Source organism: Chitinophaga sp., from assembly GCF_036569125.1.
Lineage (GTDB): Bacteria > Bacteroidota > Bacteroidia > Chitinophagales > Chitinophagaceae > Chitinophaga.
The window spans coordinates 1-12,850 of the sequence record NZ_DATCRF010000678.1 but is presented as its reverse complement, the minus strand read 5'-3'; the positions used below and the strand labels follow the sequence as shown (position 1 = coordinate 12,850).

General features: G+C 49.7%; 7 protein-coding genes and 3 pseudogenes. 3 read left to right on the top strand and 7 right to left on the bottom strand.

Annotated features, from left to right (window positions below; translation table 11 throughout):
* The 3 genes and pseudogenes from VIM87_RS25235 to VIM87_RS25225 form a co-directional block, all read left to right on the top strand.
* Nucleotides 1–271, top strand: a pseudogene (locus tag VIM87_RS25235) (cytochrome C peroxidase); the annotation flags it as partial.
* A gap of 128 nt (nucleotides 272–399) precedes the next feature.
* Nucleotides 400–2,019, top strand: a complete 1,620-nt coding sequence (locus VIM87_RS25230; RefSeq protein ID WP_331999671.1) for an FAD-dependent oxidoreductase — start codon at nucleotides 400–402, stop codon at nucleotides 2,017–2,019.
* Between the two features lie 37 nt (nucleotides 2,020–2,056).
* On the top strand, nucleotides 2,057–2,608 hold the full coding sequence (locus tag VIM87_RS25225; RefSeq protein ID WP_331999670.1) for a type 1 glutamine amidotransferase domain-containing protein: 552 nt from the start codon (nucleotides 2,057–2,059) through the stop codon (nucleotides 2,606–2,608).
* Between the two features lie 177 nt (nucleotides 2,609–2,785).
* Here VIM87_RS25225 and VIM87_RS25220 read toward each other — a convergent pair whose 3' ends face one another.
* The 7 genes and pseudogenes from VIM87_RS25220 to gltD all read right to left on the bottom strand — a co-directional run.
* Complete coding sequence (locus VIM87_RS25220; protein ID WP_331999669.1) at nucleotides 2,786–3,160, bottom strand: septal ring lytic transglycosylase RlpA family protein; 375 nt, start codon at nucleotides 3,158–3,160, stop codon at nucleotides 2,786–2,788.
* A 50-nt stretch (nucleotides 3,161–3,210) separates the two neighbouring features.
* Nucleotides 3,211–5,610, bottom strand: a complete 2,400-nt coding sequence (locus VIM87_RS25215) for a BamA/TamA family outer membrane protein (RefSeq protein WP_331999668.1) — start codon at nucleotides 5,608–5,610, stop codon at nucleotides 3,211–3,213.
* Between the two features lie 7 nt (nucleotides 5,611–5,617).
* A complete protein-coding gene (locus tag VIM87_RS25210; protein WP_331999667.1) occupies nucleotides 5,618–10,687 on the bottom strand; it encodes a translocation/assembly module TamB domain-containing protein in 5,070 nt (1,689 codons plus the stop codon).
* Between the two features lie 122 nt (nucleotides 10,688–10,809).
* Nucleotides 10,810–11,445: a hypothetical protein gene (locus VIM87_RS25205; RefSeq protein ID WP_331999666.1), complete on the bottom strand. Its 636-nt coding sequence runs from the start codon at nucleotides 11,443–11,445 to the stop codon at nucleotides 10,810–10,812.
* Nucleotides 11,446–11,537: 92 nt separating this feature from the next.
* Nucleotides 11,538–12,128 carry a hypothetical protein gene (locus tag VIM87_RS25200; RefSeq protein WP_331999665.1) on the bottom strand — a complete coding sequence of 197 codons (591 nt, stop codon included), beginning with the start codon at nucleotides 12,126–12,128 and terminating at the stop codon, nucleotides 11,538–11,540.
* 135 nt (nucleotides 12,129–12,263) lie between these two features.
* Nucleotides 12,264–12,560, bottom strand: a pseudogene (locus tag VIM87_RS25195) (FAD-dependent oxidoreductase); the annotation flags it as partial.
* Between the two features lie 21 nt (nucleotides 12,561–12,581).
* Nucleotides 12,582–12,850 (bottom strand): annotated as a pseudogene (gltD, locus tag VIM87_RS25190) (glutamate synthase); the annotation flags it as partial.

Sequence of the window (12,850 nt, the reverse complement as noted above, 5' to 3'; positions counted from 1 at the left end):
ATATAATGTGCACCACATAGCCTTATACCGCTATGCGTTTAAAACCCCTACCCTGCGCAATGTAGCCCTTACTGCGCCTTACATGCATAACGGCGTATTTAATACGCTGGAGGAAGTGCTCACTTTTTACAATAACGGTGGTGGCGCCGGCATGGGTATGCAGCTGCAGGGACAAACCCTGCCCACAGATTCACTGCATCTGAACCAGCAGGAGCAGCAGGATGTGATCGCCTTTATGCAATCCTTAACCGATACTGCCGCCATTCAATAATTTCCCGCATAACGTAGTAATGTATACACACTTCTTTACGGAAATAGTGTGCATAATAAAGCGCACTGCACCGTAGGCACTACTGGAACCGTTTTTGTTGTTATTACTTACACCTAAATGCGTGATTTATGGAGCAAGCGCAGCAAAATGAGCATAAAGGAATTGAAAGTAATATTACCTCCGGCATACACAGCAGCTACTGGCTGGATTCTTTGCAGACCCTGCAATATGAGCCCCTGCAGGAAGACCTGGAAACAGATGTGGTAATTATTGGTGGTGGTATGGCAGGTGTAAGCATTGCCTACCGCTTAACCATGCTGGGCAAAAAAGTAGTGTTAGTAGAGGATGGCGCCATAGGCAGCGGGGAAAGCGGACGTACTACTGCGCACCTGGTAGCTGCACTGGACGACCGTTATTATCACCTGGAAAAAGTATTTGGAAAAGAAGGCATCCGCCATATAGCAGACAGCCACCGCACGGCGATTGATACCATAGAGCAGATCATACAAACAGAAGGCATTGTATGTGATTTTGAAAGAGTGACCGGTTACTTATTCCTGCACCCTTCTGATAAAGCAGATTCGCTGGAAAAAGAATATAACGCTACCCGGGAAGCCGGGCTGGATGTAGCTTTGCTGGATGCCGTACCCGGCCTGCCCCAGGTAGGTCCCGGCCTTGCATTTGCCAACCAGGCACAATTCCATCCTTTAAAATATTTACATGGTTTGTGTAACGCCATTACCGCAAATGGTGGAAAAATATTTACCTCTACCAAAGCGGAATCTATAGACCATACCGGTATTGTTACAGACCAGGGCATGCGGGTGCACGCCAGCTTTGTGGTAGTGGCCACCAACTCACCGGTAAATGATAAATACGCCATTCACTTAAAGCAGTTTGCTTACCGCACCTATGTAATTGGCGGGCTGGTAGCAAAAGATAGTATTCCGCATGCATTGTGGTGGGATACCGGCGACTACCACACCAATGCTTCCATACCACCCTACCATTACGTACGCATACAGGCTTATGATGAAAAGCATGATCTGCTGATATGCGGTGGTGAAGACCATGCTACAGGCCTGGCTTTTGCAGAACCTATTACGGATGAGGAACGGTACCGGCACCTGGAAAGCTGGGTGCGTGGGAAATTTAATATAGAAGAAATTATTTACCGCTGGTCGGGCCAGGTAATGGAGCCCATGGATTCACTGGCCTACATAGGCCGTAACCCCGGGGATAAAGACAATGTATTTATTGTTACCGGCGATTCCGGTAACGGCCTTACACATGCTACCATAGCGGCTTTGCTGATACCGGACCTGATATTGGGGCAGGTAAATCCCTGGAAAAAAATATACGATCCGCAACGGTTCAAATATTTCCGTTCCGGTAAAACCTGGATAAAAGAATTTGCCGGCGGCTTATTCCGCTACATGAAAGAATACCCGTATGATGCGGATGTGGTGGAGCTTTCCTCCATTCAGCAGGATGAAGGAAAGATAGTAGAGCTGGGGAGAAATAAATATGGTATTTACCGCGATGAAGAGGATGACCTGCACATTGTATCTGCAGCATGCACACATCTAAGCTGTATTATACAATGGAATGCGGATGAGAAAAGCTGGGACTGCCCCTGCCATGGCAGCCGGTTCACCTACAAAGGAAAAGTAATTAACGGACCTGCGAACCAGGACCTGTTCTATTACCGGGAAAAGGCACCGGCCTCGCATCCCGCAGATAAATGAGAAAATAAATTTTGTTAACAACTATAAAACGGATCTTATGGAAAAGCAACTCAGCAACAAGAAGGTAGCTATACTGATAGCAGATGGGTTTGAAGAATCTGAATTTACAAAACCATTAGAGGCACTGAAAGATGCCGATGCACAGGTAGATATAATATCATTACACGGCGGCAAAGTAAAAGCCTGGGCTGAAAAAGACTGGGGCGGCGAGTATGATGTGGATAAAACCGTTGACCAGGCCAACTCAAAAGACTATGATGCCCTGGTATTACCCGGTGGTGTATTAAACCCGGATCAGTTAAGGGTAAATGCAGATGCAGTAGCTTTTGTAGGCGGTTTCTTTGACGACAGCAAACCGATTGCTGCCATTTGCCATGGTCCCTGGACCTTAATTGAAACCGGTGAGCTGGCCGGCCGTACTGTAACCTCTTACCCCAGTATTAAAACAGATTTAGTTAATGCCGGTGCGCAGTGGGAAGATAAGGAAGTGGTGGTGGATAATGGTTTGGTAACCAGCCGCAGCCCGAAGGATCTGCCTGCCTTTTGTAAAAAGATGGTGGAGGAGATTGCGGAAGGGATACATGCTTAATTACAAATTATTTAATTACGAATTACGAATTGAGTTTAACAAGAACGCTGTGTGCTTAGCTTAATGGAAGTATAAAATACCTCCATCAGGTACTGCATACAGCGTTTTGCACTTGGTATGAAAGGGCTTGCCCCATTCGTAATTCGTAATTAAATAATTCGTAATTGTATCTGCGTGTTATTTCTTTTTCTTGTACTTAATGTCCACCGGTGCTACGCCGGTTTCCACGATGCCCAGCTTACGGGCTGCTTTTTTGGAGAGGTCTATGATGCGGCCTTGTGCAAAGGGACCGCGGTCGTTGATCTTTACTTTTACGGATCGGCCGTTGGCCAGGTTTATAACCTTCACTTTGGTGCCAAAAGGTAAGGTACGGTGTGCGCCTGTCATGGCGCTTTGATGAAACGTTTCACCGCTGGCTGTTTTACGGCCTTCAAACTTATCTGCGTAATAAGAGGCTTTTCCGCTTTCCGTGATCTGCCGGGCGCAGGAGCACAGCAGGAACAGGCAAACCGCCAGTAAGGTATAGTAATGTATGGACCGGGATATGAGCATGCAAAGGGTTGTTTTACAAATATAGTCCTTTTTTCATGTGTTTTCCAGCGTTAGAACGGGTAGCCGATGGCTATGTTCAGGATCAGGTTATCCTTACGCCAATCCGGATCGCCAAAGCGAACATCTTTTAACACCCATCGTTCATTTTCCGGCAGCCAGGGCTTACGCAGGGGAAAGGCAAGGTCAAGCCGCACTACTACAATAGAAGCATCTATACGCAACCCAACACCTGCATCCACTGCAATATCTTTCAGGAAATGCCCGCTGAATTGCCCGCCTATCCTGTTGGTATCACTTTTTTGCAGCCAGATATTACCAGCATCTACAAACAACGCAGCATTGAGCACACTTACCAGGTGCACACGCAATTCGGAGTTGAACTCAAGCTTAATATCGCCTGCTTCATTGGCCAGGTAACGGCTGCTGGTATCGCGGTAAGTGCCAGGGCCTAATGTTCTGGCACGGAAACCGCGTAAGCTGCTGCTACCGCCGGTAAAGAACTGTTTTACAAAAGGCAGGGTCCTGGAGTTGCCATAAGGCAGGCCGTAGCCGGCAAAAAAGCGGTTCACCCACAGGTTGTTCTTGCTTAGCTGCCAGTAGTGCCGTACATCGCCATTCAGCCTTACATACTGCGCAAAGGGGCTGCCGAACAGTGTTCTGCCACTGTCGCCTTTGGGCACTATTAAACCGGCTACATTACCGGATATATCTATATTACCGTTCAGGTAAAAACTATGGATACGGTTAGGCTCCTGGTTGTTATAGGTAATGTTATAATTAGCGCCCAGTATAAACTGTTTTTCTATGGCCCTGCGCTGCACAGGATCTACCTTTAAGATACTATCGTAACCCGGGGTAGTGCTGGTGGGCAGCACATAGGTAATGGAAACGGGCGCCCAGTTATGTTCCAGGAAGCGTGTTTGCCGCCAGAGGTACTGCCACTGGAACGTATACGCGTTCAGGTTATAGAGGTTTTGCCGGCTGAACAGCTCATAGCTGAGGCTAATACGTGTGCGCGGCACATAAGGCGTGCGGATGTTTAACAATCTTCTTACAGGGGAAATGAAACGTGGCACCGTTAAGGCCACCTCACCCTTCAGGCTATACGAATTGGCGCTTACCAGCTGCCCGCCGGTTTGCCATTCCATACCGCCGGATACAGATACTTCCAGCAGGTTGGCGGCCCGCCGCCAGTTGCGGTTACGTTGGGTTACCTTTACTTCGGAACCTACAAAGTTGTTGGATTTGGAGGTGCCGCGCAGCTCCGCCTGCAGGGAATACTGCGGGTAAGGCGTAAGGTAAAAGGTAGCATCCAGCCGGCCGGTATCTGACAGGAGCCGGGTTCTGTAGCTACTATCCCGCCTGTTAATGCTGTAGCTATTCCTGTAACTGCTGCTATCCCTTCTTATGGAGGTATCCCTTCTGTTATTAACACTGCTGTCACGGTCGCGCACCGTGCGGAACTGGCCTTTCACAAACTTAAAATTGCCCAGGCCAATAAGCCGCTGCAGGGTAATATCGTGGTTGCTTAAACGGTACAGGCTATCCGGCTTCAGGAACACCGAGCGGCGGAATATAAGGGGCCTGAACTTTTTTTCCGGGTCCACTACGCCAAAGTTGCGGTATAATGTTACCTCGTTCCTGTTAATGCGGTTGGTTGCAGTATCCTGGTCCAGCGAGTAGTTCGGGAACAGGGTGATCTTACGCATATAGTACGGCTTGCGCGCCAGGGGTGAAATATCTTTCTTTACCGTAACAAACATATTCACCGTACCATCATTCTGCGTGCTGTCTACTTCCACCAGCAAATGATCGGCAGTGAAGTAATAATAGCCCTGCTCTTTTAAGCGGTTATGTAAACGTTCCCTTTCGGCCTTCACACTATCCAGGCTGTAATTTTTACCTATCACCAGCGAGGAATGATCTGTAGCTGCCGCAATAGCCCGGCCCAGCTGTGAGCTATCTGTTACATAGGTAACGCTCTTAATAGTATAGCGCAGCTCAGGTGTGGCGGTATACACGCCGGTGGCTTTTTTCTTACCCTTATATTTTATGTCGGATACTACGCCGGCCTGGAAGTAACCATTGTCTACCAGGTATTGCTGCAATACATTGGAGGTATAATCCCTTTTGGCGGAGCTTAACAGAACCGGCGGCTCGCCCCACTTATTACGCAGCAGGTAATTAAGCCCTTTGCCTTTCGGCTCATTACCCAGGTTATATAACCACAGGCGTATGGGCATACCCAGGAACTTGCGGTTAGGTTTAGGGCGTGCGCTGCTTTCCAGGTTTTCCACCAGCGTGGCATAATCGCCGGGCTTTTTACCATCCCACTTTATAGTGGTGCCGGTATACAGCCGGTCGCCTTCCGGAACGGTGCGTGTAGTGCTGCAGGCGCAGATACAAAGGCCGGCCATTAACAGAACGATATGTGAATAGTTAGTTCGCAATATTCAATTATTTCTTGGAGGATTTCTTTTGATTGTTTTTGCGGATCTTTTCCTGTTGCTTTTCCTTTTTGGAGCGGCCAAAGATCTCGCGGAACTTGTCATAATCTATTACCAGCATAAATGCGGCGCCGGTTTCCACCACCTGTCCTTCCACCACGGTTTCGTTCGTGTTACGCTGGTAAATGCGTACGCGGTAACGCCCGTCGCGGGTAAGCTTGTAATCCACAGAAATATCACCAACCAGGTTGCTGGTATTGCTGGTGGCGGCATCCCCTTCCAGCAGCACATTGGAGCCAACGGAAACGGTTAAACGATCATTGAACAGGGCTTTGGATACGCCTACATTCAACGTGGTATTTTCTTTGGCGGAGCCGGTGGAATAGTCCTCATTCTGCTGCAGGTCAAAGTTAATATCCACCCCTTTAATGAGGTTGCCGGCCAGGTTGTTCATTTGCTGGGATAAGATCTTACTTACGCTCTTACGCGCTTCCCGGCCAACATCCACACCTTCGCTTTCTGTAGCGCCGGGATCATCGGGTATAAATGAGTTCAGCACCAGCAGGCCCATTACCTGCTTATTCAGCTCAGATTCTATCTGGTTAATTTGTTTTAAGCGGTTATATACCGTGCCGCTGAAGGCATTACGTTCTGCCTCCGGCATATCCAGCATAAATGAAATTTGCGGTTTCAGCAGGTCGCCTTTAATGTACATGTACACCTCAAAAGGCAGGCGCTGGCGGTAGCGGTTACGGGAGCTGGCATCCATGTTGGAAAGCTGGTCAGATACCAGGTCGGCCGCTGGTGCATTTACCGTATACTTGGCAGTAATATCCAGCGTGGCATCCATCGCATCGCCATTAAAAGTGATGGCGCTTCCTTTTTCAATGGCAAAGGAGCGTTTGATCACCTCGTATAACGACATCTGGTATTTACCTTCCTGGATCTCGTACCGGCCGGTTAAACTCAGCTTGCTGCTGGCATCCAGCGTGGCATTGAGGTTGGTGCTGCCTTTAGCTTCCACATAATCACCATTCTGCGGATCGATAATTATTTTGATGGTGGATTCCGGTGTTATCTCCGCATTACCGCTGAAGTTTATACCCTGCAGGCGCGGGTTCTCAAACCGTGCGCTGTCCTGCGCTTTAATAAGCGCTGAATCCACCGGCGCATCTTTATCTACAAACACCATTACACCTTCCCTGTTAGCTACGCCGGGGTTCGTTTGCGGAATGGTAACCGTTACCTTGGATTTATCGCGCAGCTTTACATAAGCATCAATACGCGGCAGGTCCATGTTACCCCGTATTTTAATACGGCTGTCTATAAATGCAGGGCCATAGAACAATTGATCGGGGTTCTGCTGTTTGCCCAGCACCATAAAGTTATCTGCATTCACATCCAGGTTAAAGCGGTAGTTGGTAAAATCAGTGCTGTTTACCCGGCCATTTACGATCAGCTCATTACCCAGGCTATCGGCAATCACAAATTTGTTAAAGGCAATACCTTTTTCGTCCAGCACAATTTCCTCATCCGGCAGGGTGAGCGGTGCGCCTACATAGGTAATGGTGCCGCCGGCATCATTAAAATGAAGGTTGCCCAATACCTTGGGCTTATCAGTAGTGCCGGTAATATTAAACTGCCCGTTGGCGCTGCCGTGCATACGCGTAACATTGCCAAAGGTGAAAGGCTCTATCACGGCTACGTTCAGATGGTTAATATTCACTTTGGCATTAATAGCCGTATCATAGGTGGCCTGTACCTGCAGGTCGTTATCATTCCCAACCAGCCCGGCATTAATGGCATAAGTGTTGGGCGCCGGCGTTTTAAGATCGGCGTTCAATGTGCCCAGGCGTGTATTCCTGAACGTTAGGCTGTCAATTTTCAGGGTGCTGGCTACCAAAGGTGTGTTACTGAGATTGCTCACGTTGGCCTGGCCATTCAGCACACCGGTGGCCAGCACTGTATCTGCTGCCAGCAGGCCGGTAATAGTGGCCAGCTGAAAGTCCTTAATATTAGCCTGCAGCGCGGGTAAGCGGCTATTGCTGCTATCCGGCCGGGTTTGTAATTGAATGGATTGTTCCCGGTAAGAGAGTTTCAGGTTGGCAGTATCCGGCATACCGTTATGCAGGCGCACCAGGTTACTGTCGGCCACCGTCCACTGTTGTTTGTTCAGCAGCAGCTCCCGGTCCAGGGAAAGCGCAATTACGCTGTCCGGTAAAAATTGTACCAGGCCGCCTACTTTGTATTTAGGCTTGCGGGCCGGATCATCCACATTCAGGTTCCAGTGCAGCTTACCTATGTTGGCGTTAGCCAGCAGCTCCGTATGGTTCAGCGGGGCTACCGGGTGGCGCAGCGCTGCCAGGGAAACAGCTGCATTCATGGCGGTATCCTGTATACGGGCGTCTACCAGCAGGCTATCCACATGCAGGGAATCGTATGTTAGTTTTGGTAAGGTGGCTTTCATTACCAGCAGGCTGCTATCTGAATTCAGGCGGCCCCATATATTTATGGGCTGGTTCATGCGCAGGCCGGGCGCCATGGCCTGCAGGCTGCGCGGCCAGGTTAATGCGGCCGTCCATTGCAGCAGCTGGCCGGGGGGCAGGGTTACAATGCGTGAGCTATCCAGCGGTTGTAACGGTTTGCTGATAATGCCGCTGAATGCAGCGCCTACCTTTGTATAATCCACCATGCCATTGGCTTTTATAAAGCCAAAAGGCCCTTGCAGGGTCAGGTATTGCTGGTCCTGGTATTCTGCTATTAATGCTACTGTATCAATGGGGAATACCTGCCCGTTAGTAGCTATTTGCCAGCCGGTGAGGTTAGCATTGCCTATAATGCGGGTGGGTGTAAGGCTGCTGAAATCTGCTGTGAGATCGCCTTTCAGCTGCATGGGATCTGTATAAAAATGCGTAGCATACAGGTCGGCCTTAGTGAGCTGCAGGTTGGCCTGCAGGTTTTGCAGCAGGGTATCCTGTATGCGGCCGGCTACGTCAAATACCATGTTCAGGGAAGAATCTTCACTTTCACCGGAGGCATTGAAATCCCCAGCGCGGATGCCGGCTTTCATATTAATCCCCTGGTACGTATAGCCGTTATAGGTAGCGCTGTTTAATGCCAGCGCAGCATTGGCTGCCATGGTATTGATCTCATAGCCTTTACCTTCTGCTTCCAAACGCCCATTGATCCAGCCGATGGTAGTATCATACAACATACGGCCGGGGTTCACATGAAAATAAGGTACATTCACGGAGTAGCTGGCACGCAGGCTATCCATAATATTTACCAGGTGAGCGCTCAGGTTTGCGTTTGCCAGGTCGCTTTTCAGCTGCAGCTCTGTTTGCAGATTGGCCATGCCGCCCTGGAAAGAGCCGGTGATAAGCATTTGTTCCGGCAGGCGGATGGAATCCGGCATGGTGCCGGGCGGCAGCCAGGCCCGCAGCGGTTTGTTGCCGCTTTGCAGCAGCAGCTCCGGCAGGTTGGCGCGTATGCTGTCTGTATTTTGTGAATAAAAGATCTCTCCCTTAGCCTGTACCAGGTTACCCACATTATCACGTATGTAGAGCTGTGGAATTTCCAGGCGCGACATGCTGCCTCTCATAACCGAATGTATGAACAGCTGCTTGCCCCATAATGGCTGCATGTACTTACTATGCGCATCCGGCACAAAGGGCATGAACTCATTCAGCACAATACGGGTAGAGTCCAGGTTGGCGCGCAGCTGCAGCTGATCCAGGTGATCGGCCACCGTGGTCCAGGAAGGTACGGTAACAACGATTTGTTTCCGCAGTATGGACTGGTTGGTTTCCAGCAGCAGATCATTCAAGGCCAGCACCCGCGGGGTAAACAAAAAATTCATGTGCGCCCGCTTCACTGCCAGGCCGGATGACTGCTCCCGCATGCTTAGCTGCTGCAGCACGGCGCTTACAGTACCTGCATTGTAATTAATATCCTTTACGCGGGTAGTAAAATCCCGGATGAACAGGTGATTATAATCCGGATTGCCTGCGCCTGCGCCGCGCGGGGCAGGGCCGGTATTATTATCGTATTTAACCGTTAGCTTCTCAAACAAAGCCTGGCCGGTATTTACCCGCCAGGTATTGGGTGCGCTGCTGTCTGATACCGGCGCACTGGTATCTTTAGGCATAGACATAGTTACAATGCCCCTGGTGCTGCGAAGGTCAATATTCTCTATTTGTACATGGGTAGAATCCTGGTCGATATTAGCGTTGGTGATCTGGAAGCGGCCTACTTTCCACGCGGTGGAAATGCCTATGTCCTCACTCTCATACCAGAAAGTGCTGTTGCTGAGCTGTAATTTTTTCAGCAGCAGGTGAAAAGGCGCTGTGGTGGTATCTGCATCCGGTGGCGGCGGGGCTGCGGCAGCAGTGGCTTTCAGGCGGTAGGCCTGGCGGAAGAAACCCGTTAACCCATCCAGCGTAATACCGCGGAAAGCATATACACCATCATTCACCAGCAGATCATCCGGGTCTATCTGCAGGGTTTTCCAGTGCAGCACTGCATGCATGCCGCCCAGGTCGTCCACATAGCTTAAGCGCACCTGCCGCATGGCCACATCTTTAATGCGGAACTGCATGGTGGTGCCGGTTTCCGGCGCCAGCGTATCCGGTGTAGTATCCGGGCTGGTAAAGGCATTTACTATGAACTGGTAATTATATATACTATCTGCGCCATGCCGGTACACATTTACCAGCACCGTATCCCATTCCAGCTTATTGATGCGCAGCTCATTATTGAGCAGGGAAAGCAGGTTGTAATGTACTTTCAGGGAGCCGGAATATAAGAGGGCCTGCTGAGCGGTATCCGCTACGTATACATTGCGCAGCTCAAGGTATTGCCAGCCGCGGGCGCGCAGGTAGCCGATCTTAACTTTTGTATGCAGCTTGCTTTGCAGGTATAGCTCTCCCTGCCGGCGCAGGTAATCCTGTACGGGTGTGAGTTGAAGCAATAACACAGCCATCACTGGCAATAACAATATGGCAATGATGATCCATAAAAGCCAGCGCCACCAGGGGCGACCGCGATGATGTTTGTCCTCGGGAGTTTCAGCTACTGTCACTATGAAAAATTACTCGGTAATTTACTGAAAATAAATACTTTGGTAAATGTATGGTGCTGCTGGTAGAGGTAGCAAAATTTGTACCTACCCAATATGTGGCGGATGGCAGGGGCTATGATAATTTACAGCACCGGGGTATTACGCTCGTTAAACCAGCGGATATAGTACTCCATGCGGTCCCGCTTTTTTGCATCGGTATTAAAAGTATCCAGTAAGGTCTGGTCCTGTGGGAGGATATATTTCCTGAGATTGTAGAGGGTTAGGTCATATACTTGTCCGGTAATAATGTTGATCACTTTTTTCTTTACGCTCGGTGGCGGCACGGCGTTAAACGTTACGGAGGCAGGATTGGCCACCGGCGTGGCGGTTATGGCGTGGATCTCGTATAAACAGTAGTAACCAATTTCCTCCAGCTTGTTGAGGCCATTGTCCCGGATGTACACATTTGTGCCGTCAGAAAATCCCCAGTAATCTTTTACCTTATGTTCCTGGCCGCTGCTATCCACCACGTGCAGCTCATTGCGGTTGGCCAGCAGATAGATCTGCGCGGCGGAACTGCGGTTCTTTACCACTATGTTCCCGCTTTCGGAAGGTGCGTTCTGCTGAAATTCTTTGAAGCTTCTGTAAATACCGCGTTTGGGATGGGTGCTGCTGAAAATAAAATCATCGCCGGAGGGAATGCCGGCAGTATCCTGTGCGTGGATACAGGAAAGACTTATGAACAGACTGCATATTAACAGGAACGCCCGGCGGCACATGTTGTAAAATTAGCTACTAAGCGGCAGGCTGTTCCTGTTAATAGCTTAACCGCCCTTTTGTGCCTGCTGATGAACGGTTTATACCGTTAAGCTTACTTAGCGGCGGCAGCTATTTCGGGCAGCAGCTTATTCTCTTTCAGCTCAGCTAATATTTTTTTACTGATAACCGGGTAAATGCTGCGGGGATATTCGGGGATATTGGTAGTGAGGCGGCCGCCCCAAATTAGTTTGTCCTGTACTTCTGTGAGCTCAAAAGAATAGGCTGCCCGCTGCAGGGAGGTGCTGCTGGCGTAAGGCATACCATCGGGAATTGCGCCGTTTGTGGATCTTGTATAACCGATGGCCGCCATTGGGCGAATGTGTAAAAGCGCATCCGATGGGTTGGCATCCATGGCCCTTTTCAGATTATTTTCTATGCTCACCCTTTCCGGGTTGCCCAGGAACTCATAGTGATAAGAAAGGTTGGCTTTTTCCAGGCCGGGTTTCATGGCCCATACAATGTTCTCAATATAGGTGCGGCTCAGGAGCGAGCCCTCTGCTACGATCAGGAGGTTCTTATATTGTTTTTGCCGGCTGTTGGGCTGATAGGTTTCCATCCGGATCTTACTATTGGATCTTTCGCTTACGGTACAGGAAACAGTACATACTATTAACAGCGTTATGGCCGGTAAAAGTCGGATCATAGGGATAGTATAATATCATAAAAATACTACTTCTCCGGCAAGGTTGGTAAAAAGAAAGGGCCGGGTAAAAACCCAGCCCGGCTGAAGGTTACAACAAAATCTAAACCTGCTTATGAGAAAACTTTATATAAGTTATCAAATAGCCATTGCTTGTAAGGACTGATCCTTGCTTTCCAGCTGGGAAGTACCCATCAGGAACTCATCTACTTTACGCGCGCACTCCCGGCCTTCACTGATAGCCCATACCACCAAAGATTGTCCGCGGCGCATATCGCCGGCAGTAAATACTTTGGGAACAGAGGTCTGGTACGCTTTTTCAGTAGCCTTTACATTGCCGCGTTCATCTTTTTCCACACCCAGATCATCCAGCATACCGGTGTGCTGTGGATTGGTGAAACCCATTGCCAGCAGCGCCAGCTCACAGGGAATCTCCCTTTCAGAGCCCGGTACTTCTTAAAATCCACCCGGACGGCCGTCGGTACCTGTGGACCATTGAATGTCCACCAGCTTCAGGCCTTTCAGGTTTCCATTTTCATCGCCCACAAATTCTTTGGTGGCGATGGCCCAGTGGCGGTTAGCGCCTTCTTCGTGAGAAGAAGATGTTTTCAGCACCATGGGATAGGTAGGCCAGGGCATGTACGGTGTACGCTCACCCGGCGGTTTGGGCAGCAGCTCCAGCTGGGCAATGCTTACTGCGCCATGGCGGTTGGAGGTACCTACAC

Excerpts from the sequence above, each read along its gene's own strand:
- VIM87_RS25230 (WP_331999671.1), top strand. The coding sequence starts at position 400 with ATGGAGCAAGCGCAGCAAAATGAGCATAAAGGAATTGAAAGTAATATT.
- VIM87_RS25225 (WP_331999670.1), top strand. The coding sequence starts at position 2,057 with ATGGAAAAGCAACTCAGCAACAAGAAGGTAGCTATACTGATAGCAGAT.
- VIM87_RS25220 (WP_331999669.1), bottom strand. The coding sequence starts at position 3,160 with ATGCTCATATCCCGGTCCATACATTACTATACCTTACTGGCGGTTTGC.
- VIM87_RS25205 (WP_331999666.1), bottom strand. The coding sequence starts at position 11,445 with ATGTGCCGCCGGGCGTTCCTGTTAATATGCAGTCTGTTCATAAGTCTT.
- VIM87_RS25200 (WP_331999665.1), bottom strand. The coding sequence starts at position 12,128 with ATGATCCGACTTTTACCGGCCATAACGCTGTTAATAGTATGTACTGTT.